Annotated in this window: 26 protein-coding genes; 17 read left to right on the top strand and 9 right to left on the bottom strand. The window is 63.5% G+C overall.

Annotation, left to right across the window (positions count from 1 at the left end; genetic code table 11):
- Positions 1 to 210: 210 nt before the first annotated feature.
- The 7 genes from IV098_RS14575 (at position 211) to IV098_RS14545 (ending at position 7,324) form a co-directional block, all read left to right on the top strand.
- The gene (locus IV098_RS14575; RefSeq protein ID WP_296890344.1) at positions 211 to 828 is read left to right on the top strand and encodes a hypothetical protein; all 618 of its coding nucleotides are present in this window, start codon (positions 211 to 213) and stop codon (positions 826 to 828) included.
- A complete protein-coding gene (locus tag IV098_RS14570; protein ID WP_296890342.1) occupies positions 825 to 1,595 on the top strand; it encodes an MBL fold metallo-hydrolase in 771 nt (256 codons plus the stop codon). The genes IV098_RS14575 and IV098_RS14570 overlap by 4 nt, the downstream gene beginning before the upstream one ends.
- 7 nt (positions 1,596 to 1,602) lie before the next feature.
- Positions 1,603 to 2,403 (top strand): protein-glutamate O-methyltransferase CheR, encoded by an 801-nt coding sequence (locus tag IV098_RS14565; protein WP_296890340.1) that lies wholly within the window; start codon positions 1,603 to 1,605, stop codon positions 2,401 to 2,403.
- A complete protein-coding gene (locus IV098_RS14560; protein ID WP_296890338.1) occupies positions 2,400 to 2,960 on the top strand; it encodes a chemotaxis protein CheD in 561 nt (186 codons plus the stop codon). The genes IV098_RS14565 and IV098_RS14560 overlap by 4 nt, the downstream gene beginning before the upstream one ends.
- A complete protein-coding gene (locus IV098_RS14555; RefSeq protein WP_296890336.1) occupies positions 2,957 to 4,018 on the top strand; it encodes a chemotaxis response regulator protein-glutamate methylesterase in 1,062 nt (353 codons plus the stop codon). The genes IV098_RS14560 and IV098_RS14555 overlap by 4 nt, the downstream gene beginning before the upstream one ends.
- Positions 4,019 to 4,122: 104 nt before the next feature.
- Positions 4,123 to 6,675 (top strand): EAL domain-containing protein, encoded by a 2,553-nt coding sequence (locus tag IV098_RS14550; RefSeq protein ID WP_296890335.1) that lies wholly within the window; start codon positions 4,123 to 4,125, stop codon positions 6,673 to 6,675.
- A 202-nt stretch (positions 6,676 to 6,877) separates the two neighbouring features.
- Positions 6,878 to 7,324: an SRPBCC family protein gene (locus tag IV098_RS14545; protein ID WP_296890333.1), complete on the top strand. Its 447-nt coding sequence runs from the start codon at positions 6,878 to 6,880 to the stop codon at positions 7,322 to 7,324.
- Between the two features lie 54 nt (positions 7,325 to 7,378).
- Here IV098_RS14545 and IV098_RS14540 read toward each other — a convergent pair whose 3' ends face one another.
- Genes IV098_RS14540 through IV098_RS14530 form a run of 3 tightly spaced genes read right to left on the bottom strand, consistent with a single transcriptional unit; the run spans position 7,379 to position 9,352 of the window.
- Positions 7,379 to 8,128 (bottom strand): trans-aconitate 2-methyltransferase, encoded by a 750-nt coding sequence (locus tag IV098_RS14540; RefSeq protein ID WP_296890331.1) that lies wholly within the window; start codon positions 8,126 to 8,128, stop codon positions 7,379 to 7,381.
- Positions 8,129 to 8,138: 10 nt separating this feature from the next.
- Entirely contained in the window at positions 8,139 to 9,029 is an 891-nt protein-coding gene (locus IV098_RS14535; RefSeq protein ID WP_296890329.1) for a DMT family transporter, read from the bottom strand.
- Positions 9,030 to 9,046: 17 nt separating this feature from the next.
- The gene (locus IV098_RS14530; RefSeq protein ID WP_296890327.1) at positions 9,047 to 9,352 is read right to left on the bottom strand and encodes a chorismate mutase; all 306 of its coding nucleotides are present in this window, start codon (positions 9,350 to 9,352) and stop codon (positions 9,047 to 9,049) included.
- Here IV098_RS14530 and IV098_RS14525 point away from each other — a divergent pair.
- A complete protein-coding gene (locus IV098_RS14525) occupies positions 9,351 to 9,542 on the top strand; it encodes a hypothetical protein (protein WP_296890325.1) in 192 nt (63 codons plus the stop codon). The two genes, IV098_RS14530 and IV098_RS14525, sit on opposite strands and share 2 nt — an antisense overlap.
- A gap of 103 nt (positions 9,543 to 9,645) precedes the next feature.
- On the opposite strand, the gene IV098_RS14520 is transcribed toward IV098_RS14525, so the two are convergent.
- Entirely contained in the window at positions 9,646 to 10,992 is a 1,347-nt protein-coding gene (locus tag IV098_RS14520; protein WP_296890324.1) for a sigma 54-interacting transcriptional regulator, read from the bottom strand.
- Positions 10,993 to 11,147: 155 nt separating this feature from the next.
- On the opposite strand from IV098_RS14520, the gene IV098_RS14515 reads away from it, so the two are divergent.
- The 5 genes from IV098_RS14515 (at position 11,148) to IV098_RS14495 (ending at position 15,888) form a co-directional block, all read left to right on the top strand.
- Complete coding sequence (locus IV098_RS14515; RefSeq protein ID WP_296890322.1) at positions 11,148 to 12,416, top strand: FAD/NAD(P)-binding oxidoreductase; 1,269 nt, start codon at positions 11,148 to 11,150, stop codon at positions 12,414 to 12,416.
- Positions 12,417 to 12,559: 143 nt separating this feature from the next.
- Complete coding sequence (locus tag IV098_RS14510; protein WP_296890320.1) at positions 12,560 to 13,129, top strand: aminodeoxychorismate/anthranilate synthase component II; 570 nt, start codon at positions 12,560 to 12,562, stop codon at positions 13,127 to 13,129.
- On the top strand, positions 13,129 to 14,145 hold the full coding sequence (gene trpD, locus IV098_RS14505; RefSeq protein WP_296890317.1) for an anthranilate phosphoribosyltransferase: 1,017 nt from the start codon (positions 13,129 to 13,131) through the stop codon (positions 14,143 to 14,145). Before IV098_RS14510 ends, trpD begins: the two co-directional genes overlap by 1 nt.
- A gap of 24 nt (positions 14,146 to 14,169) precedes the next feature.
- Positions 14,170 to 14,961, top strand: a complete 792-nt coding sequence (gene trpC, locus IV098_RS14500; protein ID WP_296890315.1) for an indole-3-glycerol phosphate synthase TrpC — start codon at positions 14,170 to 14,172, stop codon at positions 14,959 to 14,961.
- Between the two features lie 411 nt (positions 14,962 to 15,372).
- The gene (locus tag IV098_RS14495) at positions 15,373 to 15,888 is read left to right on the top strand and encodes a hypothetical protein (protein ID WP_296890313.1); all 516 of its coding nucleotides are present in this window, start codon (positions 15,373 to 15,375) and stop codon (positions 15,886 to 15,888) included.
- A 226-nt stretch (positions 15,889 to 16,114) separates the two neighbouring features.
- Here the strand turns inward: IV098_RS14495 and IV098_RS14490 are convergent, their stop codons facing one another.
- Complete coding sequence (locus IV098_RS14490) at positions 16,115 to 17,626, bottom strand: helicase HerA-like domain-containing protein (RefSeq protein ID WP_296890311.1); 1,512 nt, start codon at positions 17,624 to 17,626, stop codon at positions 16,115 to 16,117.
- Positions 17,627 to 17,754: 128 nt separating this feature from the next.
- On the opposite strand from IV098_RS14490, the gene IV098_RS14485 reads away from it, so the two are divergent.
- The 4 genes from IV098_RS14485 (at position 17,755) to IV098_RS14470 (ending at position 22,300) form a co-directional block, all read left to right on the top strand.
- Positions 17,755 to 19,074: an NAD(P)/FAD-dependent oxidoreductase gene (locus IV098_RS14485; RefSeq protein WP_296890309.1), complete on the top strand. Its 1,320-nt coding sequence runs from the start codon at positions 17,755 to 17,757 to the stop codon at positions 19,072 to 19,074.
- An 84-nt stretch (positions 19,075 to 19,158) separates the two neighbouring features.
- Positions 19,159 to 20,559, top strand: coding sequence for an AmmeMemoRadiSam system protein B (gene amrB, locus IV098_RS14480; RefSeq protein WP_296890307.1), 1,401 nt, complete (start codon positions 19,159 to 19,161; stop codon positions 20,557 to 20,559).
- Positions 20,556 to 21,650, top strand: a complete 1,095-nt coding sequence (amrS, locus tag IV098_RS14475; RefSeq protein ID WP_296890305.1) for an AmmeMemoRadiSam system radical SAM enzyme — start codon at positions 20,556 to 20,558, stop codon at positions 21,648 to 21,650. The genes amrB and amrS overlap by 4 nt, the downstream gene beginning before the upstream one ends.
- Positions 21,647 to 22,300 carry an alpha/beta hydrolase gene (locus tag IV098_RS14470; RefSeq protein WP_296890303.1) on the top strand — a complete coding sequence of 218 codons (654 nt, stop codon included), beginning with the start codon at positions 21,647 to 21,649 and terminating at the stop codon, positions 22,298 to 22,300. The genes amrS and IV098_RS14470 overlap by 4 nt, the downstream gene beginning before the upstream one ends.
- Positions 22,301 to 22,338: 38 nt before the next feature.
- Here the strand turns inward: IV098_RS14470 and IV098_RS14465 are convergent, their stop codons facing one another.
- The 4 genes from IV098_RS14465 to IV098_RS14450 all read right to left on the bottom strand — a co-directional run bounded on the left by IV098_RS14465 (position 22,339) and on the right by IV098_RS14450 (position 25,190).
- Complete coding sequence (locus IV098_RS14465) at positions 22,339 to 22,737, bottom strand: TraR/DksA C4-type zinc finger protein (protein WP_296890301.1); 399 nt, start codon at positions 22,735 to 22,737, stop codon at positions 22,339 to 22,341.
- A gap of 123 nt (positions 22,738 to 22,860) precedes the next feature.
- On the bottom strand, positions 22,861 to 23,292 hold the full coding sequence (locus tag IV098_RS14460; RefSeq protein WP_296890299.1) for an Hsp20/alpha crystallin family protein: 432 nt from the start codon (positions 23,290 to 23,292) through the stop codon (positions 22,861 to 22,863).
- Between the two features lie 225 nt (positions 23,293 to 23,517).
- A complete protein-coding gene (locus IV098_RS14455; RefSeq protein ID WP_296890297.1) occupies positions 23,518 to 24,144 on the bottom strand; it encodes a phosphoribosyltransferase in 627 nt (208 codons plus the stop codon).
- 32 nt (positions 24,145 to 24,176) lie between these two features.
- Complete coding sequence (locus tag IV098_RS14450) at positions 24,177 to 25,190, bottom strand: ROK family protein (protein ID WP_296890295.1); 1,014 nt, start codon at positions 25,188 to 25,190, stop codon at positions 24,177 to 24,179.
- Between the last annotated feature and the right edge of the window lie 58 nt (positions 25,191 to 25,248).

The following is a 25,248-nucleotide window of genomic DNA, read 5'->3' as shown; positions in this document are numbered from 1 at the left end:
GCCGAGGAGATGAGCGGCCAGGCCGAACAGCTGCAGCAGTTGATGGGCTTCTTCAGCCTGCAGGTTCACGAAGAGCAGAAAACGGCGCCCCGGGAAATGGCTGTCCCGGGCAAGCTGGCCTGGGCCTGAGCGGAGCAATTCAAAACGCATCGGCATGCGCTTCCCCGGCTTTGCCGGGGAAGCGTCGAAATATCGGTAAGGAGTAGTCCTGTGGTGCACAAAAATAAGGGAACGGCCGTTCGCGCTGCGGACCTTCACGCCATCGTTCGCATTGGCGAGGGTATCCGTGGCGTGGTGGACACTGCACGCGAAGTGAATCTGGCCGCGTTGAACGCCATGCTGTCCTCCCGCCGTGGCGGCGACAACGCGGTGGGATTCCGGGTGGCCTCGGCGGAGTTGCGGGGAATTTCCACCCGCCTCATGGAAGCCATGCAGGGCCTGACCCTGCTGGTGTCCAGCATGGTCAACGAGGTCGCCCAGCGCCAGCGCAAGCAGCGCAGCCAGGACTATTTCCGGCGGGTCCAGGACAGCGAGGATCGCGTTGGCGGCCTATTGTCCGAAATCTTCGGCAAGCAGGAAGATGAGGTGAATCGATTGGACATGCTGCTGGGACAAAGCCGGCGCGACCTGCACATGAAGGCAAGCCGCGCGCTGCGCCTGTGCGACCAGGGACTGATCCTGTCCCGCAGCGCGCTGATCGAGGCGGCCTATGGCGGCGAATCGGCACCTGCCCTGAAGCAGGTGGCAGAACAACTGGCCCAGTCCATCCATTCCGTTGCGGAAACGCTGGGTGGCGTGCGGGCCGAACTTGAGGAAGCAAGAACATGAAAAAGCTCGAAACCCTGTTTTCGGAAGGGACGCATCAATGGCAGGTGATCGCCCGTGACCCAGAGCGCGCCAGCGCGCTGATCGACACCAATGAATACCTGATTGCCCACGGCAACGAGGCCATGCTCACCGACCCCGGCGGCCTGGAGATCTTTCCGGTGGTGTTCTCCGCCCTCGCGGCCGGCTTCGACCCGCGTCGGGTGAAATGGATCTTCGCATCGCACCAGGACCCTGACGTGATCAGCAGCCTGAGCCTGTGGCTGGAGTTCAATCCGGCGCTGCGCTGCTATGCCAGCCGCATCTGGGGCAGCTTCCTGCCCCATTACGGCGGCGACGGAACCACCTTCATCGGCCTGCCCGACGAAGGCGGCAAGCTTCCGCTGGGGGGAATCGAACTGGATGTGGTGCCGGCCCATTACCTGCACTCGTCCGGCAATTTCCATCTCTACGACGCCAAGGCACGGATCCTGTTCAGCGGCGACGTGGGCGCGGCCTTGCCGCCGCCGGAGGAGGATGAACTGTTCGTGACGGATTTCGATCGCCACATCCGCCATGCGGAGGGGTTTCACCGCCGCTTCATGGGCTCTAAAGAAGCCGTGCTGGACTGGTGCGAACGGGCCGCCGTCATGGACATCGACATGCTCTGTCCGCAGCACGGCTCGATTTATCAGGGGGCCGACGTGATGCGCTTCATCAACTGGTTCGCGGAACTCGAAGTGGGGTCCGGCCTGCGGGCCACCCGGCCCGAGATGAAAAAGGCTGCGTGAGGCTGCCATGCTCAATGTCAGCCTCAAGGACAGCGAATTCTCCAGCTTCCAGCAAATGATCTTCAGGATCGCCGGCATCAGCATGACCCCGGCCAAGAAAGCACTGGTGGCGGGCCGCTTGGCCAAGCGCCTGAAGCATCATGGCCTGGACAGTTATGAGGATTATTTCCAGCTGCTCTCCCGGCAGCAGGACGAGATGCAGGTGGCGGTGGACCTGCTCACCACCAACGAGACCTATTTCTTTCGCGAACCGAAGCATTTCGATTTCCTGCGCGACCGGGTCCTGCCCGGGCATCCGGCCGGGCGGCCGTTCCGGATCTGGAGTGCGGCCTGTTCCAGCGGCGAGGAACCCTACACCCTGGCCATGTTGCTGGCGGACCGGCTGGGCGACGCACCCTGGGACGTGTTCGGTTCCGACATCAGCACCCAGGTGCTGGACAAGGCGAGAAGAGGGCTTTATCCGATGGAGCGTGCACGCGGCATTCCGCCGGCGTTGCTGCGCGCCCATTGCCTGAAAGGCGTGGGCAGCCAGGACGGCCAGTTGCTGATCGACCCGGCCCTGCGCCGGCGCGTGCAGCTGGCCCAGATCAATCTCAACGAACCCTTGCCGGAAGTGGGCGAGTTCGATGTGATCTTCCTGCGCAACGTGATGATCTATTTCCAGGCCGAAACCAAGCGTCAGGTGGTGGCGCGCCTGCTGGCAAAACTCAGGCCAGGGGGGATTTTCATCGTTGGGCATTCGGAAAGCCTGAACGGACTGGCGCAAGGGCTGGAAACCCTTGCCCCCTCGATTTACCGCAAGCCGTGAAAAAACCGCAGAGCGTCATCGAGATTTTCCTGCAGCCCGGAGAACTGTGGTTCGGGGATGAGCAGACGCGCATCCGCACCATCCTGGGTTCCTGCGTGGCGGTCACGCTCTGGCATCCCGGGCGCCGGATCGGCGGCATGTGCCATTACATGTTGCCGAGCCGCAGCGGGCCGCACGGTGCGAAGCCGCTCGATGGCCGCTATGGCGACGAGGCGCTGGCGATGCTGCTGACGGAAATACGCGCTAAGCAGGGGCAGCCGTCCGAATTCGAGGCCAAGCTGTTCGGCGGCGGCAACATGTTCGACCGTCCGGGTTGTTTCGGGAAGGGGTGCTCCGGACAGATTCAGAATCGCAATATTTCCGCCAGCCTCGAACTGATGGCGCGCCATGGCTTCAAGGTCAAGGCCCAGCATCTCGGCGGGCATGGCCACCGTCAGGTTATTTTCGACATCTGGAGCGGGCATGTGTGGATGAAGCACACGCCCCTGCCGGCTGCCGAAAGCGTCCAGGCGGGGAAGGACAGGCGCACCCACTCCTCGATCGGACTTTCAAAATGAAGCCCATACGTGTCATGCTCGTCGACGACTCCGCCACGGTGCGCCAGGTGCTCACGGGCGTCCTGTCCGCCGCACCCGATATCCAGGTGATGGGGGCTGCCGCGGATCCCCTGTTCGCGCTCGACAAGATGAATCGGGACTGGCCCGACGTGGTGGTGCTGGATGTGGAGATGCCGCGCATGGACGGCATTACTTTCCTGAAGAAGATCATGGCCGAGCGCCCGACGCCGGTGATCATCTGCTCGACCCTGACCGAGAAGGGCACGGCCACCGCCATGCAGGCCCTGTCCGCCGGTGCGGTGTGCATCGTCACCAAGCCGCGCCTCGGACTGAAACAGTTCCTGACGGAATCGGGCCATGAAATCGTCTCGGCGGTGCGGGCGGCCGCCCAGGCCAGGGTGCGCCGCCTGGTGTCGATGCCCGCCCCGCCGCCCCGGCACGGGCTGGATGCGATTCCGGCCAGCCCGGTCATGGCCATGGCCGAAACGACCGACAAGGTGGTGGCGATCGGCGCTTCCACCGGCGGCACCCAGGCCCTGGAGGTCGTTCTGACGGCACTGCCGCGTGTCTGTCCCGGCATCGTCATCGTCCAGCACATGCCGGAGAAATTCACCGCCGCCTTCGCCGCGCGTCTCGACAGCATCTGCGCCATGGACGTGCGCGAGGCGAAGCACGGCGACCGGGTACGACCTGGCCTGGCACTGATCGCGCCAGGCGGACGCCATATGCAGCTCAGGCGCAGCGGTGCGCAGTATCACGTGGACGTGATCGATGGCCCGCCGGTAAACCGGCATCGCCCGTCCGTGGATGTGCTGTTCCGTTCCACCGCCCGTTGCGCCGGCGGCAATGCGCTGGGAATCATCATGACCGGCATGGGGGACGACGGCGCTCGAGGCATGAAGGAAATGCGGGACACCGGTGCGCCCACTCTCGCCCAGGACGAGGCGAGCTGCGTGGTCTACGGCATGCCCAAGGAGGCAGTCAAGCTGGGTGGCGTGGAACGCAGCCTGCCTCTCGCAGCGCTTCCGCTGGAAATTGCCAGATATGGCGGCGCATGAGCGACACGGGGAATCGACCGGTGTGCGGTTCTTAACCATATTAAAGAATGTGGTTATTATCGCCGACTACATCGCTGGACAAAATAACAAATCATGAGGCGCATATGTCCGCAGTGACCACGGTTTGCACTCCGCGAACGAGCAGCTATGCATGGGTAGCGGGGCTCTCTCTGCTGGCGCTGGCCATTCCGTTACTGGGATGGCAGATGACGGCGGAGCACCCTGTCGGCATCGCGCCAGCCGTCTTTCTTACCTTCCATACCCTGGCCGAGGTGTTTGCCGTGGTGGTGGCCGCCATGGTGTTCATCACCGGCTGGCACGTCCACGACGAGAAGCGGCCCACTGTCTCGGTGATGCTGGCGTGCGCCTTTCTGGCCGTGGCCATCCTGGATTTTGCCCATTTGATGTCCTACGTGGGGATGGCTGATTTCATCACCGAAAACAGCCCCCACAAATCCATCATATTCTGGCAGGCGGCCCGCTACGTCGCAGCGGGGGCGCTGCTGGCCTACGCGCTGATGCCGCAGCAGCCGCTGGACCGACGGATGCGCGGCTGGTATCTGGGCGCCAGCCTGGGATTCGTCCTGGCGCTGCTCTATGTGGGGATATGGCGGCCTGAATGGGTGCCGAACACTTTTATCGATGGGACAGGTCTGACCCCCTTCAAGTTGGCGATGGAAAACGGTGTGGTGGCGCTGCACCTGCTCACCTTGGGCCTGCTCTACTGGCGCCGGGGGGAATTCTGCGGCCCCAGCCTGAATGCGCTGTTCTTCGCCGTGGTCCTCATGCTCGCCAGCGAAGTGTTTTTCCTGATTTATATCCGGGTCACCGACCTGGCCAACGTGCTTGGCCATGCCTACAAGGTGCTGGCCTATATGTTCCTGTACCGGGCGATCTTCCTGGATAGTGTGCTGGCGCCCATCGTGCGCCTGCGGCAGGCCCGGAGCGCGGTGGAGGAAAGCGAGCGGCGCCACCGGGAACTGCTGGAGACCGCACCGGACGCCATCATGGTGGTGGATGGGCAGGGCATCATCCAGATGGTCAACGAGCGCCTGGAGCAGATGTTCGGCTATGCCCGTTCGGAGCTGCTCGGGATGAAGATGGAAATCCTGGTGGCGGGGCGGTACAAGGCGCGCCACGATGACCAGCGCTCAACCTTCACCGATTCGCCCTATGCCCGGCCCATGGCCAACAAGCCCGATCTGGCCGGGCAGCGCAAGGACGGCAGCGAGGTGCCGCTGGATATTGCCCTCAGCACCTTCCAATCCGATGCCGGCCTGCAAGTCACGACCTTCATCCGGGATGTCACCGAGCGTCGGCGCATGGAGGCGGACCTGCGCCACCAGGCCACTCACGATGCTCTGACCCACCTGCCCAACCGCGTCCTGTTCCAGGACCGCCTGACCCAAGCCATGGTCCAGGCACGCCGCTATGATCGTTTGGTCGCAGTGATCCTCCTCGACCTCGACAATTTCAAGGCGATCAACGACGGCTGGGGCCACAATTATGGCGATCTGTTTCTTGGCGAGGTGGCGGGGCGTCTGACCACCGTGCTGCGTCCGGACGACATGGTGGCCCGTCTGGGGGGAGACGAGTTTGTGCTGCTGCTATCCAACCTGGAGTTGGTAGAAGAAGTGGGCCAGGTGGCCGACAAGATTGTTCGGCTTTTTGCCGAACCATTCCGGATTGAAGAAAACGAGGTATTCGTCAGCGCAAGCCTGGGGGTGGCGGTGTTCCCTGCAGACGGAGAAGATGTCACCACCTTGCTACGCAATGCAGACGTGGCCATGTATCGGGCTAAATCGGAAGGACGTGGCGGCATTCGCTATTACACGCGGGACCTGAATACCCGCATGCGGGAAAACCTGCTGCTCCAGACCGATCTGCGCCGCGCCTTGGAAAATGGACAGCTGCAGCTGCATTACCAAGCCCAGATAGAGATGTCCACCAGCAGGATTTCTGGCGTCGAAGCCCTGCTGCGCTGGACCCATGATGAACTGGGCGATGTGAGTCCAGCGCGTTTCATTCCGGTTGCCGAGGCGAGTGGTCTGATCGTCCCTATCGGCAGCTGGGTGATTAATACGGCCTGCTGCCAGATCCGGGCTTGGCAGGATGCATGCATGCCGACCAAGGTGGCGGTCAACCTGTCTGCACATCAATTCCGCTATGGCTGTCTGGTCGACGTGGTCAAAACAGCTTTGTCGGAAAGCGGCGCAGCGCCCAGTCTCTTGGAGCTTGAGTTGACGGAGAGCGCACTGATGGATGATCCTAAGGCCGCAGCGTTGGTGCTCGGTGAACTGGAAAATCTTGGCGTCACGATTGCCATCGACGATTTCGGGACGGGCTATTCCTCGCTAGCCTATCTGAAAATGTTTTCGCTCCACAAACTCAAGATTGACCGTTCCTTTGTCAAGGACGTTGCCCACGATCCAGACGATGCAGCTATCGTGGGGGGCCTGGTAAGTCTGGCCCATAGCCTTGGGATGTGGGTCGTCGCCGAGGGCGTGGAAACCGAGGATCAGCGGACTTCGCTAGCCGGTTTGGGGTGCAACGCATTCCAGGGTTGGCTACACAGCCGCGCGGTGCCGGCAGAGGAATGTTTCAGGATGCTGATCGAGAATTGCCAAGCTGAAGACGGAGGCTTCGTTCGATTGTAGGCTTGGACTAGCGGGCCTTTTGCGCCGGGCAAGTTGCTGTTCGATGCGGCAGCGCTTTTGCTGAATGCATGGGCCGGACCGATCGGCGCGTTCCATGCACTTGGTCTAAGGTCTGAAGTGTGATGTCGAAATCCCTCACTCTCGTGCGTCGTACAGACAGGGCTGCATTGTTGCAGCCTCCACTTTCGCTCAGGAGCCTGAAATGTCTGACCGTACCGTTCGTCTGCATCGCGTCATCCGCGCCACTCCCGACAAGCTTTACCGGGCATTCACCGAGGCCGAGGCGCTGGCCAAGTGGCTGCCGCCCTATGGCTTCACTTGTACCGTGCATCATTTCGACGCCAAGGTCGATGGGTCGTTCCGGATGTCCTTCCGCAACTTTTCCACCGGCCATGCGCATTCGTTCGGCGGCGAATATCTGGAGCTGGTTGCGGATCGCCTGATCCGCTACACCGACCGCTTCGACGATCCGAATCTGCCCGGCGTGCTCGAAGTCACGGTGAAACTCGAACCGGTGTCATGCGGCACCGCGCTGTCGATCGAGCAGACCGGCATTCCCGAGGCGATTCCGCTGGAGATGTGCTACCTCGGGTGGCAGGAGTCGCTCGCGCAGTTCGCCACGCTGGTGGAGCCGGATATCCCCGGTTGATCCCGACCCGTCCGGCAGGCGCGCAGTGCGGTTCGGGGTGCGGGCGCGCGTCCGCTACGTGGCGCGTTCCGCCCACACCCGCAACCGCCGGTAATCCGCCCACCACGCGCCGTCGCGCCAGATTGCCGGTTTCAATGCCGTTTCGGTGGCTGCCAGCACGGCTTCGCGGTTTGCTTCGCCCAGTCCGTCCAGATGATGCGGCAGGAACTGGATGAACCATTGGCGCAATCCATCCTCGCCTTTCAGGGGCGTGGGCAGGTCGAAATACCACGCGGCGCGCACGACGAGGCCATGGCTTTCCAGCAGGGCGGTGTAACCGGGCAGGCGGGGGAAGGTCCAGGGGCTGCGGTAGTCGCGTCCGGCGATGCGTTTGAGCGCGTCGGCAAAAGCTGTTTCCAGTGCTTCGCAGTTACGGTGGCCGCCGAATTCGGCGATGAAGCGGCCGCCGGGTTTGAGTGCGCGGGCGATGCCGCGCGCGGCGTCTTCGGCGCGCGTGACCCAGTGCAATACGGCGTGCGAGTAGACGGCGTCGAATTCCGCTTCGAACGGCAGCGCGGCGGCGTCGGCGACGCGGAAATCGAGCGCGGGAAAGCGCTTGCGTGCTGTCTCGATCATGGCGGGCGAGGCATCGACGCCGACGACCTGCGCACCGCGTTCGGCCATGGCCGCGGCGATGTCGCCGGTGCCGCAGCCAAGGTCGAGGATGCGTTCGCCGGCCTGCGGGGCGAGCAGGTCGACGAGGCCTTGGCCGCGCTCGATGATGAAGCCGTGGCGGTCGAGGTAGCGTTGTGCGTCCCAGTCCATCGGTGGTCTCCTATTTGGCGCGCGGCGCAAGTGCGCCGGCGAGGGTTTGCCATTGGTGCACGGCCAGCCCGGTGCCGATGCAGGCGGCGCCGAGCCACACGCGCACGCCGACGTGTTCGCCGTTGAGCGCGCTGCCCAGCAGCAGCGCGAGCACGGGGGTGACGAGGGTGATGAGCGCGACCTTGCCGGTTTCCATGTGCTTGATGACGTAGTAGTAGAGCGCGAAGCCGACCACCGAGCCGAATACGCCGAGGTAGACGATGGCGGCGCCGGCGCGCGGGGGCACGGCATTCGGCACGTGGCCGTCGGTGCCCAGCCACACCAGGGCGAACAGCGGCAGCGCGACGACGAGGGTGCCGGCAGTGGTGGCGAGCGGCGGGCTGTCGTCGCCAATGCGTTTCACCCACACCAGGCTGGCGGAATACAGCGTCACCGCAGCGAGCAGGGCGAGCACGCCGGCCAGGGCGTGGGCGCCGCCCATTTCGTGGCTGTCGCCGAAGATGACCGCGAGTCCGGAAAGGCCGAGCAGCATGCCGGCGATCTTGGCGCGCGTGAGCGCTTCCTCTTCCAGCCACAGCAGCGCCAGCAGCCCGGTGATCAGCGGCGTCAGGCCGAACAGCACGGAGACGAGGCCGGAGTGGATGTATTGCGCGCCCCAGTAGGTGAGTGTCATGGCGCCGAACATGCCGAGCCCACCGGCCAGGTAGCTGGTGCGGGCGCGGCGGTGCAGCGGCAGGCCAATGCGCCAGACGGCGAGGACGGTGGCAGCGACGGCGAAGCCGATGACCATGCGCGCGGCCACGGCGAAGGCGAAGCCGGTGCCCTGGGCGCTCCATTTGATGGCGAGCGGCGTGGTGGCCCAGATGAGGATGATGCCGAGATAGGCGGCGGGGACGGACATAAAAGAATCTCCAGCGATCAGGTCGTGGGGGGATGCAAGTTCGCGTGCGCGGCCAACTCGCTCTGGATGAAGGCGGCGATCATGGCGCGCCAAGTGGCTTCGGCCACCGCCGGGTCGGCACCGATCGCGCGGGCATGGTTGACGATACCGGCTACGACGGCCTCGACGCGTGGCGGGGCGGGCACGTCGGCAGCGGTGCGCTTGAAGCGCGCGGCCTGTTGCACGTAGCCGCCGCGCTCGGCAAGTAGCGCCAGCATCTGCAGGTCGATGCGGTCAATGGCGTGGCGTACCTGTTCCAGTGAATTGCAGGTTTCGATGTTCATGAACGGCTCCTTGTTTTACGGACGACAAAAACAAAAAGGCCGCGAACCTTTGCGGGTCCGCGGCCTTTTTGGGGAAATCGATTCGTTACTGCTGGATCAACACACCTCCGGCCCGGACACGCGTACGCGCAGCCACATGCACAGCGGCAGGCGGCGGATGATTGCGATGGGGGCGGAATGCACGGGATGAACCATGGCCGCATTCTGGCCGGGGATGAAGCGGGCTGTCAATCGTGCGCGCAGGTTTGAAGCGCCGCCTGATGGATTGTCAGGGGTGGAATGCGGCATTGCGCTCAGCGGCCCAGCCCGTATTGCTTGAGTTTGCGGTACAGCGTGCGTTCGGTGATGCCGAGCGCGGCGGCGACGCGCGCGCGATGCCCTTGATGGGCGTCCAGCAAACCCTGGATGTGCGCGCGTTCTGCTGCGAGCAGCGATTGCGGGGCTTCGGGTTGCAGGGGCGCGGCGTCAGCGGTTTGCGCCGCCGGGGGGGCAGAGGCGGGCAGTTGCAGATCGGTGGCCGAGATGACGCCTTCGCGGCAGTTCAGCACCGCTTTTTGCAGCAGGTTGCGCAGCTCGCGTACGTTGCCCGGAAACTCGTAGGCCTGCAGCGCGGCAATGGCGCTCGCGTCGAGGCGGCAACTGCCCTGATTGCCGGCCAGGCGCTTGAGGAGGTAAGCCGCCAGTTCGGGTAGGTCCTCGGCGCGTTCGCGCAGGGGCGGCAAGGTCACATCGATGCCCGCGACCCGGTAGTACAAATCCAGCCGGAAGCGTTTGGCGTCGACTTCGTCCAGCAACCGGCGGTTGGTGGCGGACACCAGGCGCACGTTGGCCGTCAGGGTGTGGGTGCCGCCGACGCGGCGGAATTCGCCGGTCTCCAGCACCCGCAGCAGCTTGGCTTGCAGGTTGAGCGGGATTTCGCCGACTTCATCGAGGAACAGCGTGCCGTTGTCGGCCAGTTCGAACAGGCCCTTTTTCTGCCCGCTGCTGCCGGAAAACGCGCCGCGTTCATGGCCGAACAATTCGCTCTCGAACAGGTTTTCCGGCACGGCGGCGCAATTGATGACGATGAACGAGCCGTTCCTGTGGCTGGAGCGGGCGTGGATGAAGCGCGCGGCCAGCTCCTTGCCGACGCCGGATTCGCCGAACAGCAGAATCGAGGCCTCGCTTTCGGCAACGCGCGCAAGTTTGTCGACGCAGGACAGGAAGGCGGGCGAGCGGCCGATCATCTGCATCGCGTCGCATACGCTGCCGGCCTCGGCCTCCAGCGGGAACATCTGTTCGCCCAGATACAGCTCGCCGTCCGTGCCCTGCAGGCGATGGCCGCGGATGCGGGTGCGCTCGGGCTGGTCGCCGGCGTGAAAATGCGTGTGCAGGACCTCGACCGCTTCGCCCTGCTTGAACAGCGCCAAGTGCGGGCACAGTTCGCCGTTTTCGTGACAGGGACGGTCGGCGTGATGCGACACCTTGTAGCAGTGCTGGCCGGCGATGGCTTCGGTCGAGATGCCGTAGGCCTCGCAATAGCGCCGGTTGGCGGCCACGATGCGGTATTCGCTGTCGATGACGACGAATGCCTGTTCGTGGGTGTCGATCAGGCTTTGAAGATGGACCTTTTGAGGATTGGCCCTTTGAGAATTAACCACGGCGCGCTCCGATGTCATGACTTTTTCCAAATGTGTCATGACAGCTTGGTCATGTCAATTCGGGGCGGCGGCAACGAGGCCGCACGAACAGGCGGGTTGCGTATGGCATGTCTATTGCTTGGCTTTAGGGCTCACACGGCATAAGGAATCAAAAAATGGCACACATCGTAATTCTGGGCGCAGGCGTCGGCGGCATGAACATGGCCTACGAAATGCGCGAAGAGGCCCGCGCCGAAGATCGGGTGACGGTCATTTCCAACCTGCCGTATTTCCAGTTCACGCCCTCCAACCCCTGGGTGGCGGTGAACTGGCGCAAGCCGGACGACATCACCATCCCGGCCGCGCCGTATCTGAACAAGAAGAACATCGATTTCATCGCCGTCGGCGCAGCGCGTGTGCATCCCGAGCGCAATCAGGTCGAGCTGACTGATGGGCAGGTCATCGACTACGACTATCTGGTGATTGCAACTGGCCCCAAACTGGCGTTCGACGAAGTGCCCGGCTTGGGCCCGGAAGGGCATACGCAGTCGGTATGCCAGGTCGAGCATGCGGCCGCGGCCGCGAAGGTGTGGGATAGCTTCGTGGAAGAGCCGGGGCCGATCGTGGTGGGCGCGGTGCAGGGTGCATCGTGTTACGGCCCGGCCTACGAGTTCGCGTTCATCATGGATACCGATTTGCGCAAGCGCAAAATCCGCGACCGCGTGCCGATGACCTTCGTCACGGCCGAGCCCTACATCGGGCATCTCGGTCTGGGCGGCGTGGGCGACTCCAAAGGCCTGCTCGAGTCCGCCCTGCGCGAGCGCCACATCAAGTGGATCTGCAACGCCAAGGTGACCAAGGTCGAGGCCGGCAAGATGTTCGTCGCCGAGCACAACGACAAGGGCGAAATCATCAAGGAACACGAACTGCCGTTCGCCTATTCGATGATGCTGCCTGCTTTCAAGGGCATCGACGCCGTGTTCGGCATCGAGGGGCTGACCAACCCGCGCGGCTTCATCACCATCGACGCCCACCAGCGCAATCCCAAGTTCCGGAACATTTTCTCGGTCGGCGTGTGCGTCGCCATTCCGCCGGTGGAGGTCACCCCGGTGCCCACCGGCACGCCCAAGACCGGCTACATGATCGAGTCCATGGTCACCGCCACCGTGCACAACATCCGCGCGCTGCTCGACGGCAAGGAGCCGACTGAAAAAGCCACCTGGAACGCGATCTGTCTGGCCGACTTTGGCGACACCGGCGCGGCCTTCGTTGCGATCCCGCAAATCCCGCCGCGCAACGTCAACTGGTTCAAGGAAGGCAAATGGGTGCACCTGGCCAAGGTCGCGTTCGAGAAATATTTCATGCGCAAGATGAAGACCGGCACCACCGAACCCCTGTACGAAAAATACGTGCTGGGCCTGCTCGGTATCAAGAAACTCAAATAGTCCGAGAATCATCAGGCCGATCCCGATCTCTCCTCTATAGCGCCTGCGGGCGCTATTTTTTTGCCTGCCGGGCCTGTCGGCGGACGGCTATAATGGCCCGTTTTCAGCAGGGGTCGGGCTGCCCGGCGCGCGAAGGAATCACCATGCTTCTCATGATTGATAATTACGACAGCTTCACCTACAACCTCGTGCAGTATTTCGGCGAGCTGGGCGAAGAGGTCAAGGTGATCCGCAACGACGAGATCGATCTCGCCGGCGTGGCCGCGCTGAAGCCCGATCACATCGTGGTGTCGCCCGGCCCCTGCACGCCCAACGAGGCCGGCGTGTCGGTGCCCCTGATCAAGGAGTTTTCCGGCAAGGTGCCGATACTCGGCGTGTGTCTCGGCCATCAGAGCATCGGCCAGGCCTTCGGTGGAAAAATCGTGCGCGCCAAAGAGCTGATGCACGGCAAAACCTCGATGATTTATCACACCGACGCCGGCGTGTTTCACGGCCTGCCCAATCCTTTCCGCGCCACCCGCTACCACTCGCTGGTGATCGAGCGCGCAAGCCTGCCGGACTGCCTGGAAATCACCGCGTGGACCGACGACGGCGAAATCATGGGAGTGCGCCACAAGACGCTGGCCGTCGAAGGCGTGCAGTTCCACCCCGAATCCATCCTCACCGAGCACGGCCACGCCATGCTCGCCAACTTCCTCAAGGAGCGGGTGTGATGCAGCACAAGGACCTGCTGACGCTGATCATCGAACGCCACGATTTGCCGCACGACGCGATGCTGGCGGCGATGCGAGCCGTGATGGGCGGCGAATGGACGCCCGTACAAATTGCCAGCTTTCTGGTCGCGCTGCGCATGAAAGGCGAGTCGGTGAACGAGATCGCCGCCGCCGCCGAGGTGATGCGCGAGTTGTCGACCAAGGTGCCGCTCGCGGGCGTCGAACATCTGGTCGACACCTGCGGCACCGGCGGCGACGGCGCGCACACCTTCAATATTTCCACCGCCTCCGCCTTTGTCGCAGCGGCGTGCGGCGCGCGCGTCGCCAAGCACGGCGGGCGCTCGGTGTCGTCCACCTCGGGCAGCGCCGACGTGCTGGAAGCGCTGGGCGTCAACGTCAACCTGAGTCCCGACAAGGTCGCCGAGGCGGTGAAGACGCTGGGCGTCGGCTTCATGTTCGCGCCCAACCACCACAGCGCGATGAAACACGCCGCGCCGGTGCGGAGAGAACTCGGCGTACGCACCCTGTTCAATTTGCTGGGACCGCTCACCAACCCGGCCGGCGCGCCGAACCAGGTGATGGGCGTGTTCAGCCGCGAACTCACCGGCACCCTGGCGCGCGTGCTGCAGAGTCTGGGCAGCCGCCATGTGCTGGTCGTCCACGCCGAAGAGGGACTGGATGAAATCAGCCTGGCCTCGCCCACGTTCGTGGCCGAACTGAAAGACGGCCACGTCTCCGAATACGAACTCGAGCCCGGCCTGTTCGGCCTGCCGCAAGTGGCGGCGAGCGAACTGGTGGTGAACGGCAAGGATGAAGCGGTCGAGATGCTGCTGGCCGCGCTGGAAAACCGCCACGCCGGCGCCGCAGCCATCGTCGCCCTCAACGCCGGCGCGGCGATTTATGTGTCCGGCCGCGCCGTCAGCCTGATGGACGGCGTCGCGCAGGCGCGGCAGGCCATCGCCTGCTGCACCGCCCGCGATGTCCTCGAACATTACCGCCGCTTCAGCCAGGCGTAAGCCGTCAGTCACGAGCCATCAAGCATGAGCGATATCCTCGAAAAAATCCTCGCCACCAAACGCGCAGAAATCGCTGCCGGTCTGGCCGCCGTGCCGCTGGCCGACATGCAGGCGCGCGCCAAGGCCGCCCCGCCGCCGCGCGATTTTGTCGGCGCCCTGCGCGCCAAACTGGCAGCCGGCCAGCCGGCCGTCATTGCCGAAATCAAGAAAGCCAGCCCGTCCAAGGGCGTCATCCGGCCCGACTTCAAGCCCGCCGAGATTGCCACCAGTTATGCAGCGGGCGGTGCCGCGTGTCTGTCGGTGCTGACCGACCGCGACTACTTTCAGGGCAGCGCCGAGTATCTGATGCAGGCGCGCGCCGCGTGCGCGTTGCCGGTGCTGCGCAAGGATTTCATCATCGATCCGTATCAGGTCTACGAAGCGCGTGCGATGGGCGCGGACTGCATCCTGTTGATCGTCGCCGCGCTGGAGTTGCCGGCGATGCAGGCGTTGGAGGCGCTGGCGTTCGAGTTGGGGATGGCGGTGCTGGTGGAGTCGCACAACGCTTCAGAGCTGGATTCGGCTTTGCAGTTGAAGACGCCGCTGCAGGGAGTCAACAACCGCAACCTGCGGACGTTTGAGGTGAGCCTGGAGACGACCTTGGGTTTGTTGCCGAAGATCGGGAATGAGCGGATTGTGATTACTGAGTCGGGGATTCTGGCGCCGGCTGATGTGGTGCGGATGCGGAGGCATCAGGTCAATGCGTTTCTGGTGGGGGAGGCGTTCATGCGGGCGGCTGATCCGGGAGCGGAATTGGCCAGGTTGTTTGCCGACTAACTACAAGTGGGTGACTTCCCTCTTTGGAAAAGGGGGATTGAGGGGGATTTGAAGTCGTTGCTTGACTACCGACCGTTGGCCGGGGGTAGCCCGGCAGCTAGTCACTTTCTTTTGTCTCGCCAAAAGAAAGTAACCAAAGAAAAGGCGACCCCGCTCATCCCCGAAACCCCGGAAATCGAGCCTGCCGGGTGGGCGTCAAAGAACTCGCCCCGCTTTTGCTGTTTTAAATTTGGTTTTTTGTGAGCGGAGCTCAAACACCTTTGCCGCTGATCCACCCGACAGGCTCAATTTCCGGCGGGGCTGAGAGGGGAATAAGGTCAAAACCAGGACGGTGGTAACTGGATAGCTTGCATCCCTGTGTTACGACGACGCCCATCCGGCGGATTAGCGCTACGCTCATCCGCCCTACGCATGCCGATCCCCATTGAAACGACGCTAGTGCCATTGGCGAATAAAAACGAGGAGAAAGAATCTGTGATTCGGAAAGTAAAGGTACTTGCAACGGTGGTGGCGATAGCCTTGTTAGCGACTGGTATTTACTGGCTAGCAGCTTTTTACACTGGGTATGAGATTGGCAAGAAAGATTATTGGCGCATACGGGATCCCAATTCAGGCTCGCATATGCATGACATACGCCTGCCTACTATGTGCAATGGAACTGAATACGCTCTGGATACAGTTCCCATCTATGAATCACAGCATATCGATGGCCACTGGAAGTTGGTTAGAGTGAATGCCGCGAGATATAGATATACGGAGGACGGCTGGAAGCTGCGTTCCGAGGCACGCGCTTTTGTGAGTGCAGACATCATGTTAGACCAGCAGTGTTTTTCGGCGTTGGTTAATACGCTTAGGTATTGGACTGGGACTTTCCGGTTACAGCTAGTTAGGGCAGGTAAGGTTGAAATGGAAGTCGTGAAGTTCTAAGGCTACCGGATACTGAAGAAATTCGTTCATGAATTTCACATTGAAAATCAGATTAGGAGCCCGCGTAGGGCGGGTGAGTGGGGTCACCTTTTCTTGGGTTACTTTATTTTGGCGAGACAAAAGAAAGTGACTAGCTGCCGGGCTACCCCCGGCCAACGGTCGGTAGTCAAGCAACGACTTCAAATCCCCCTCAATCCCCCTTTTCCAAAGGGGGAGGTCTGTGCGTTTACCGCTTCCCCCCAAACAAACTCCCCAATACGCCCCGAATAATGGAACGCCCAACCTGGCTGCCAATGGCGCGCGCAGCCGATTTGGCCAACGCTTCCGCAGCCCCTTCGCGGCGTCCGCTTCCTCCCAGAATATCGCCCAGCACGCCCCCAAGTCCGCCGCTTGCTGCGGGTTGCGCGGCAGCCTTGGCTTGTTGTTCCACCTGAGCCTGCGTGGCAGCAGTCTGTGCCGCTTGCTCGGTGCGCGCTTTCAACGATTCATAAGCCGACTCGCGATCCACCGTCTTGTCGTACACGCCCGCCACCAGCGAAGACTGCATCAACTGCCGGCGCTGGGCTTCGGTGATGGGGCCGAGCTGGCCTTGCGGCGGCACGATGAAGGCGCGCTCGACCACGCCGGGGCGGCCTTTTTCGTCGAGGAAGGACACCAGCGCTTCGCCGACGCCGAGTTCGGTGATGACGGCTGCTTCATCCAGATCGGCGTTGTCGCGCATGGTTTCTGCGGCGGCCTTGACGGCTTTCTGGTCGCGTGCGGAAAACGCGCGCAGGGCGTGCTGCACGCGGTTGCCGAGCTGCGACAGAATCTTGTCGGGCACGTCGGCCGGGTTCTGGGTGACGAAATAGACGCCGACGCCTTTGGAGCGGATCAGCCGCACCACCTGTTCGATCTTGTCGACCAGGGCGTCGGGTGCGTCGTCGAACAGCAGGTGCGCTTCGTCGAAGAAGAACACCAGCTTGGGCTTGTCGAGGTCGCCGGCCTCGGGCAGGTTTTCATACAGTTCGGACAGCAGCCACAGCAGCAGGGTGGCGTACATCTTGGGCGCCTGCATCAGGGTGTCGGCCGACAGGATGTTGATGACGCCGCGCCCTTTGTCGGTCTGGATCAGGTCGTCGATGTTGAGCATCGGCTCGCCGAATATCTGTTCGCCGCCTTGCGATTCCAGCGCCAGCAGGCCTCTTTGAATAGCGCCGATGGATGCCGACGAGACGTTGCCGTAATCGGTGGTGAACTGCTTGGCGTTCTCGCCGACGTAGGCCAGCATCGCGCGCAGGTCTTTCAGGTCGAGCAGCAGCAGGCCGTTGTCGTCGGCCACCTTGAACACCAGGTTGAGCACGCCGTTCTGGGTGTCGTTGAGATCGAGCATGCGCCCCAGTAACAGTGGCCCCATGTCGGAAATGGTGGCGCGCACCGGATGGCCGCTCTTGCCGAAGGGATCCCACAGGGTGACCGGGTAGCCCTGGTGCTGGAAGCCTTCGAGCTTGAGCGCGGCCACCCGTTCGGTCACCTTGGCATTGCCACCGCCGGGCTGCGAGACGCCCGACAGATCGCCTTTCACGTCCGACATGAAACACGGCACGCCGATGGCCGAGAACTGCTCGGCCAGGCTTTGCAGGGTGACGGTCTTGCCGGTGCCGGTGGCGCCGGTGATGAGGCCGTGGCGGTTGGCCATTTGGGGCAGCAGGCAGAGGTCGGCGGTGGCGTTGCGGGCGACGAGCAGGGGTTCGGTCATGGCAATTCCTGAATGCGTAATGCATCGATTCTAGCGAGTTCGTCCGCATCCGGTGCGGCACAAACTGTAGAAGCATTTACTTATGTTGCAGGTATCATCCCGCCATCGTGACAAACAAGGGCCGGGCCGTGACAACGCAAGCGCAAACACATGAAATCGTCATCGTCGGCGGCGGTGCGGGCGGGCTGGAACTGGCCACCCGCCTGGGCGACAAGCTGGGCAAAAAGAAGCGCGCGAACATCACTCTGATCGACGCTTCGCCTTCGCATTTGTGGAAGCCGCTGCTGTACGAAGTGGCGGCCGGCAGCCTCGATTCCTACGCCGAACGGCTGGAATATCTGGCGCAGGGCCACTGGCACCATTTCCGCTTTCGCCTCGGGCGGATGGAGCAGCTGGACCGCGCCAATCAGGAAATCGCGGTGGCGCCGACGTTTGACGAAAATGGCGAGGAGATCATTCCGCGTCGCCGCTTTCGCTACGACACGCTGATCATCGCCGTCGGCTCGGTGGCCAACGACTTCGGCGTGCCCGGCGTCTCCGAGCACTGCATCATGCTCGATACCCCGGGCGAGGCGCGCGAGTTTCACCGCCGCCACATCAACGCCTGCTTGCGCGCCAATACCCAGGCCGAAGCTGTCGCGCCTGGCCAACTCACCGTCGGCATCGTCGGTGCCGGTGCCACCGGCGTCGAGCTTGCGGCTGAGCTGCACGACACTACACGCGAGCTGTCGGCTTACGGCATGGACCATATCGATCCTGACAAAAGCCTGAAGCTGCTAATCGTCGAAGCCTCCGACCGCATCCTGCCTGGCCTGCCGCCACGGCTGTCGGCTGCGGCAGCCGAGCGGCTGGCCGAACTGGGGGTTGAAATGCACACCAACGAACGGGTGGTCGAAGTGCGCAAGGACGGCATGCTGACCGCCGACGGCAAGTTCATTCCCGCCAGCATGATGGTGTGGTCGGCCGGCATCAAGGCGCCGGACTTCCTGCGCGAGATCGACGGTCTGGAAACCAATCGCGTGAACCAGCTGGTGGTCAAGCCCACGCTGCAAACTACGCGCGACGACAATATTTTTGCGCTGGGCGACTGCGCCGCCTGCCCGATGCCGGACGGCAAAAACGTGCCGCCACGCGCCCAGGCTGCGCACCAGCAGGCTTCCCACATGGCGAAATCGATCTGCCGTCGCTTCCGCGGCAAGCCGCTGCTGGATTACGTCTATCGCGACTACGGTTCGCTGGTCGCGCTGGGGCGCTTTTCCACCGTCGGCAACCTGATGGGCGGCCTGTCGGGCGGCAGCATCATGATTGAAGGTGCGATGGCGCGGCTGGTCTACTGGTCGCTGCACAAAATGCACCAGATCGCCCTGCACGGCTGGATCAAGACCTCGATGACGACCTACGCCCACTTCATCAGCACGCCGACGCGCGCGCGCATCAAGCTGCACTGAATGAGCGGGCTTTTGCCCGCGGCATCTTGAAATCCGGTTCATTTCCCCACATCTAGTGAGGTATATCGAATGCAGGAGTGCACTATGTCCATCACCCGTCCCGCCGCCGTTGCGGGCATGTTCTATCCGGATAACCCGGGCACGCTCAAGCGCACCGTCGCCGATCTGCTGGCCGGCGCCAGGGGCGGCGAGGGCGCGCGTGCGCCCAAGGCGCTGATCGTGCCGCACGCCGGATACATCTATTCCGGCGCGGTCGCCGCCAGCGCCTACGTGCGGCTGGGCGAGCAGCGCGCCCGCATCCGCCGGGTGGTGCTGCTCGGCCCCACCCATCGTGTCTATGTGCGCGGGCTGGCCTTGCCCGATGCCGAGCGTTTCGCCACCCCGCTCGGCGCTATCCCGCTGGACCGGGCAGGCATGCAGCGCCTGTCCGCGCTGCCGCAGGTGAGCGTCAGCGCAGCGGCGCACCAGATGGAACATTCGCTGGAAGTGCAGCTGCCTTTTCTGCAGCAGGCATTGGACGATTTCCAGCTGCTGCCGCTGGCGGTGGGCGATGCCACGCCCGAAGAAGTCGCCGAGGTGCTGGAAACGGTGTGGGGCGGCGACGAGACCTTGATCGTGATCAGTTCCGACCTGTCGCATTTCCTGCCCGACGCGGTGGCGCGCAGGGTCGACGGCGCGACGGTGGAGGCCATCCTGGCCTTGAACCCGCACCTCGACCACGAGCAGGCCTGCGGCGCGACGCCAGTCAACGGCCTGCTGCTGGCCGCGCGCCGGCATGGCCTGCAGCCGGTGGTGCTGGACGTGTGTAATTCCAGTGACACCGCCGGCGATCCGGAGCGGGTAGTGGGCTATGCCGCGTTTGCTTTTCAGGATGCGGCAGCGGCCGTGCAGCCGGAGGCGGATGATGAGAAAGGCCCGGTTTTGCTCAAGCTCGCGCGGTCCGGAATCGCGGCGGCGCTCGGTCAGTCCGTTGCGCTGGGCCAGTCCGCGGCGTTGGGCCAGTCCGCTGCGTTCGACGCGCGGCATGCCTGGCTGCAGGCGCCCGGCGCCAGCTTCGTCACGCTTACCCGGCACGGCGAGTTGCGTGGCTGCATCGGCACGCTGGAGGCGCACCGGCCGCTGGGAGAGGACGTGCGCGAGAACGCCGTGGCCGCGGCCTTCCGCGATCCGCGTTTTGCGCCGCTGAGTCTGGCGGAGTTCGACGCCATCCGCGTCGAGGTATCGCTGTTGTCGCCAGCCGAGCCGTTGGGCGCTGCCAGCGAGCGGGAAGCGCTGACCAGCCTGCGGCCGCATGTCGATGGCGTGGTGTTCGAATTCGGCCACTACCGCAGCACCTTCTTGCCGCAGGTGTGGGAACAGCTGCCCGACCCGGTCGAATTTCTGGCGCAGCTCAAACGCAAGGCGGGGCTGTCGATGAATTTCTGGGACACAGACGTGCGCCTGTCGCGCTATACGGTCAGCAAATGGAAGGAGTCCGTCGCATGAGCGTGAGCGAATCGCATTACCCTGCGCGCTGGTGGCACGCGCTGCCCAACGGCCGCATCCAGTGCGACCTCTGCCCGCGCGACTGCAAGTTGCACGAGGGCCAGCGCGGACTGTGTTTCGTGCGCAAGATGGAAGGCGGGCAGATGGTGCTCACCACCTACGGCCGTTCGTCCGGCTTCTGCGTCGATCCCATCGAGAAAAAGCCGCTCAATCATTTCTATCCGGGTTCGTCGGTGTTTTCATTTGGCACCGCCGGCTGCAACCTCGCCTGCAAGTTCTGCCAGAATTGGGATATTTCCAAGTCGCGCGAGACCGACACGCTGATGGACCAGGCGTCGCCGGACGAAATTGCCGCCGCGGCGGAACGCGCCGGCAGCAAGAGCGTGGCTTTCACCTACAACGACCCGGTGATCTTCGCCGAATACGCGATGGACGTGGCCGACGCCTGCCATGCGCGCGGCCTCAAGACGGTGGCGGTCACCGCCGGCTACATTCACGAAGCGCCGCGCCGCGCGTTCTACGCCAAGATGGACGCGGCCAACGTCGATCTGAAAGCCTTCACCGAGGATTTCTATTTCAAGCTGACCGGCGCGCAATTGCAGCCGGTGCTCGACACGCTGGTGTACCTGAAGCGCGAGACCAACGTCTGGACCGAGATCACCACGCTGCTGATTCCTGGCCACAACGATTCCGATGCCGAGATCGCAGCGATGAGCCAGTGGATCATGCGCGAACTCGGTCCCGAGGTGCCGCTGCATTTCTCCGCCTTCCATCCCGACTGGAAAATGCGTGACGTCCCGCCGACGCCGGCGTCCACGCTGAGCCGCGCGCGCGACATCGCGCTCAAGGCCGGGCTGCATTACGTCTATACCGGCAACGTGCACGACACCACGGGCGGCACCACCTTCTGCCCGGGCTGCCATGATCCGTTGATCGTGCGCGACTGGTATCGCATCGAACGCAACAGCGTGACCCCGGAGGGCCGCTGCCCGCATTGCGGCCACGCCATCGCCGGGCATTTCGATGCAAGCCACCCAGCCTTCGGCAACCGCCGTATCCCGATTGCCCTGCATCCGGAGTCCCGCCCATGAACACTTCCACGCTGGTACATATTCCCGTCGACGGCGTTACGGTCGAAGGCATGCTGGACATTCCCGAGCATGCGCTCGGGCTGGTGCTGTTTGCCCATGGCAGCGGTTCGTCGCGCCATTCGCCGCGCAACAACTATGTCGCCGGCGTGTTGCGCGAAGCGGGCGTGGGCACGTTGCTGATGGATCTGCTGACGCCGGAAGAAGATCGCGATGTCGCCCAGCGCTTCAACATTGGCCTGCTGACGCAACGCCTGTTGGCGGCGGCGCGCTGGGCACACGGTCAGCCCATTGCGCGCGGCCTGCCGCTGGGATTTTTCGGCGCCAGCACCGGCGCTGCCGCGGCGATCGAAGCGGCAGCGCTGCTGGGGGCGGACGCTGCGGCCGTGGTGTCGCGTGGCGGCCGCCCCGATCTGGCCAGCCGCACCGCGCTGGCAAACGTGAGCGCGCCGACCTTGCTGCTGGTGGGCGGCTGGGACGACGGCGTGATCGAACTCAACCAGCAGGCCTATGACCAACTGGCTTGTGAGAAGGGACTGGGTATCGTGCCCGGCGCGACCCATTTGTTCGAGGAGCCCGGCACGCTGGAACAGGTGGCGCAACAGGCCGCGCTCTGGTTTGCCGGGCATTTTGCGCCGATCCCGCACGCGTGACTGCGCAGGTGCTGGATGAGCCTGCTGGATGAGCTGTCTTACATGCTGGAGTGGCCGCCCTGTGCGTATTCCCGCTCGTATTTTTCCTGGCATGCGAGGCAGCGCTTGGCGGTGGGGTAGGCCTGCAGGCGAGCGAAGCTGACGCTGTCGCCGCAGTCGACGCACACGCCGTAGGTGGCGTCCTTGATCCGGCGGAAAGCGGCTTCGATATCCCGCAGTTCATGCACGTGACGGTCCACCACAGCCAGATTGAAATCCGCCAGCGAGCTGGCCAAGGATTCATCGCCGCTGTCGCCGGGCTCGCGGTTGAGCAGTTCGATGCGATGCTGGTTGCCGGAGTTGGCCAGTTCCTGGCGCACTTCGATCAGCAAGGCCTGGTAATCCTTCTTCAGTTGCATCACGAGCTGGTCGAACTGGGGGGCGGTGAGCGTGGTCATTCGGATTCCTGTTTCATGGGGCTGTGTCGATGCGGTTGCCGGATGCCGGTTTCCGCTTCGTGGTGAGGGGGCCGGCAAGCCGTCACGGAAGGAACAACGCAGCCGCGCTGCTTGCCGGGCGCGTTACTGAACCTTCACTTCGCTGGCCTTGGTCTTGGCGGTCTTGGGCAGGGTGAGGTTGAGCATGCCGTCCTTGAATTCGGCTTTGACATTGGACGCGTCGACGTTGGCGGGCAGGGTGAAGCTGCGCATGAAGCTACCGTAGTGGCGTTCGATACGGTGGAATTTCTTGCCCTTTTCCTCCTTCTCCTGCTTGCGCTCGCCGGAGAGACACAACTCGCCGTTTTCGACGTTGACCTTGATGTCTTCCTTGCGGACTTCGGGTAGTTCGGCCTTGATGATGAATGCCTTGTCGGTCTCGGTGATGTCGACCCTGGGCGCCCATTCCGTGGTGGAGAACGCTTCGCGGTTGAGGGCCGGCCAGCCCAGCTTCGATGTGTAGCGATCAAACATGTCTTCGATTTCGCGCAGGGGTTCCCATTTGACGAGTGCCATATCGTTCTCCTTTCAATTCATGATTTAAAGTGCCAAGCCACCTCGCAGAACCCAATCTGCCGGTTACAGGCATCCACGCAGCGCATCCCCCTTTACCTTGATGGGTTGGGGTCTATCAACCTAGACCAAATCCAGCGTCTATCAAGACGAACACGTTGTATAAATATAATAATAGGATTCGAATATACGAATACAAATCAGACTTGCTGATAGGCGTGTCGGCTCTCAGGCCTGCCTGAGGATGGCCTCGACTTCCGCGTCCTCGATCTGCGGAAAGTCCGCATAGAACTGTCCCACCGCGCGGAAAAACTCCGGCGCTTCCAGACACACCACCTCGTCGGCATATGGCCGGATTTTGTCCAGCGTATCGGGCGGCGCCACCGGCACCGCACAGACCAGCCGCGCCGGCTTTTGCGCGCGCAGCGCGTGCAGCGCCGAAATCATCGTCGCTCCAGTGGCCAGCCCGTCATCCACCACGATCACGGTGCGCCCGGCCGGATCGATTGGCGGCCGCAAGGGGGTGTATTGCGCGCGGCGTTGACGGATGGTCGCCCGCTGCGCCTGCTTTTCCTGTTCCAGATAGGCGGGGGTGCCGCCGGCTGATTCTGCGTAGTCGGCGATGTAGGTCCAGCCCGATTCGTCGATCGAGCCGATGGCGAATTCCGGATTGAACGGCGCGCGCAGCTTGCGCACCAGCACCACGTCGAGCTCGCCGCCCAGCGCCCGCGCCAGCCGCTGGCCCATCGGCACCGCGCCGCGCGGGATGGCGAGGATCAGCGGATGCTGTCCCTTGTAGACGGCGAGGGCGTCGGCGAGCCGGTCGGCGGCTTGATTGCGATTGGCGAAAACCATGGTGGACTCCTCATGTTTTTAATCTTTTCATCTTAGCTGTCGTTCCACAGTCGTGCTGCACCGCGCACGCCGCTCGAATCGCCGAATGCCGGCGGTACCAGCCGGGTATCGACGCGGTCGGAAAACACATAACGTCGCCACAGTTTCGGTACCGTGTCGTACAGCCGCGCGATGTTCGACATGCCGCCGCCGAGCACGATGACGTCGGGATCGAGCAGATTGATGGCGCCGGCCAGCGCGCGCGCCAGGCGTTCTTCGTAGCGCGCCAGCGTGGCGCTGCAGGGGCCGTAACCGGCCGCCGCGAGCTGGGCGATTTCGTGGGCGGGCAGGTCTTCGCCACCGTAGCGCACATGGTCGGCGGCGAAGCCGGGGCCGGACAGCCAGGTTTCGATGCAGCCCTTTTTGCCGCAGTAGCAGGCGGGCGCGGTTTCCAGTTCGCGCGGGCTGGGCCAGGGGTGGATCAGCGCTTCGCCGGTGGCGGGGTGGCTGCCGGTGGCTGTGCGGTCGGCCTGGGTATGGGCGAACTGGAAGTAGGGCAGCGGCGAGTGGCCCCATTCGCCGGCGATGGCATTGGCGCCGTTCAAGGCGTGGCCGCGCACGACCACGCCGCCGCCGACGCCGGTGCCGAGGATCACGCCGAACACGGTTTCCGCGCCGGCCGCCGCACCGTCGACGGCTTCGGACAGCGCCAGGCAGTTGGCGTCGTTGGCGAGCCGGATTTCGCGCTGCAAGGCTGATTGGAGATCGGCTTTGAGCGGTTGGCCATTGAGGCAGGTGGAGTTGCAGTTTTTCATCAGGCCGCTGGCGGGCGAGATGGCGCCGGGGGAAGCGACACCGACGCTGCCGGCCTGCTTCAGTTCGGCTTCGGCCGCGACAACCAGCCCGGCGATGGCGGCAACGGTGCCGGGGTAGTCGCCTTGCGGGGTGGGGATGCGGCGACGCAGGACTTCGCGGCCACCGGCCTCCAGCGCGATCAGCTCGATTTTGCTGCCGCCGAGGTCGATGCCAAGGCGGAGGCGGGGGGCGTCGGTGCTAAAATCGCGCATTATTTTTGCGTTGGAATCAACATGGCAGGACATTCGAAATGGGCCAACATCCAGCACC

Source organism: Thiobacillus sp. (genome assembly GCF_018780105.1).
GTDB lineage: Bacteria > Pseudomonadota > Gammaproteobacteria > Burkholderiales > Thiobacillaceae > Thiobacillus.
The sequence above is the reverse complement of the archived record's forward strand: the minus strand, read 5'-3'. Positions and strand labels throughout refer to the sequence as shown.

Bases quoted from the DNA above. Each gene is read 5' to 3' on its own strand.
- IV098_RS14465 (WP_296890301.1), bottom strand. From the start codon at position 22,737: ATGACCACGCTCACCGCCCCCCAGTTCGACCAGCTCGTGATGCAACTG.
- IV098_RS14570 (WP_296890342.1), top strand. From the start codon at position 825: ATGAAAAAGCTCGAAACCCTGTTTTCGGAAGGGACGCATCAATGGCAG.
- IV098_RS14565 (WP_296890340.1), top strand. From the start codon at position 1,603: ATGCTCAATGTCAGCCTCAAGGACAGCGAATTCTCCAGCTTCCAGCAA.
- IV098_RS14460 (WP_296890299.1), bottom strand. From the start codon at position 23,292: ATGGCACTCGTCAAATGGGAACCCCTGCGCGAAATCGAAGACATGTTT.
- IV098_RS14510 (WP_296890320.1), top strand. From the start codon at position 12,560: ATGCTTCTCATGATTGATAATTACGACAGCTTCACCTACAACCTCGTG.
- IV098_RS14455 (WP_296890297.1), bottom strand. From the start codon at position 24,144: ATGGTTTTCGCCAATCGCAATCAAGCCGCCGACCGGCTCGCCGACGCC.
- IV098_RS14555 (WP_296890336.1), top strand. From the start codon at position 2,957: ATGAAGCCCATACGTGTCATGCTCGTCGACGACTCCGCCACGGTGCGC.
- trpD (WP_296890317.1), top strand. From the start codon at position 13,129: ATGCAGCACAAGGACCTGCTGACGCTGATCATCGAACGCCACGATTTG.
- IV098_RS14450 (WP_296890295.1), bottom strand. From the start codon at position 25,190: ATGCGCGATTTTAGCACCGACGCCCCCCGCCTCCGCCTTGGCATCGAC.
- IV098_RS14515 (WP_296890322.1), top strand. From the start codon at position 11,148: ATGGCACACATCGTAATTCTGGGCGCAGGCGTCGGCGGCATGAACATG.
- IV098_RS14535 (WP_296890329.1), bottom strand. From the start codon at position 9,029: ATGTCCGTCCCCGCCGCCTATCTCGGCATCATCCTCATCTGGGCCACC.
- IV098_RS14490 (WP_296890311.1), bottom strand. From the start codon at position 17,626: ATGACCGAACCCCTGCTCGTCGCCCGCAACGCCACCGCCGACCTCTGC.
- trpC (WP_296890315.1), top strand. From the start codon at position 14,170: ATGAGCGATATCCTCGAAAAAATCCTCGCCACCAAACGCGCAGAAATC.
- IV098_RS14470 (WP_296890303.1), top strand. From the start codon at position 21,647: ATGAACACTTCCACGCTGGTACATATTCCCGTCGACGGCGTTACGGTC.
- IV098_RS14525 (WP_296890325.1), top strand. From the start codon at position 9,351: ATGAACGGCTCCTTGTTTTACGGACGACAAAAACAAAAAGGCCGCGAA.
- amrS (WP_296890305.1), top strand. From the start codon at position 20,556: ATGAGCGTGAGCGAATCGCATTACCCTGCGCGCTGGTGGCACGCGCTG.
- IV098_RS14545 (WP_296890333.1), top strand. From the start codon at position 6,878: ATGTCTGACCGTACCGTTCGTCTGCATCGCGTCATCCGCGCCACTCCC.
- IV098_RS14495 (WP_296890313.1), top strand. From the start codon at position 15,373: ATGCCGATCCCCATTGAAACGACGCTAGTGCCATTGGCGAATAAAAAC.
- IV098_RS14540 (WP_296890331.1), bottom strand. From the start codon at position 8,128: ATGGACTGGGACGCACAACGCTACCTCGACCGCCACGGCTTCATCATC.
- amrB (WP_296890307.1), top strand. From the start codon at position 19,159: ATGTCCATCACCCGTCCCGCCGCCGTTGCGGGCATGTTCTATCCGGAT.
- IV098_RS14550 (WP_296890335.1), top strand. From the start codon at position 4,123: ATGTCCGCAGTGACCACGGTTTGCACTCCGCGAACGAGCAGCTATGCA.
- IV098_RS14530 (WP_296890327.1), bottom strand. From the start codon at position 9,352: ATGAACATCGAAACCTGCAATTCACTGGAACAGGTACGCCACGCCATT.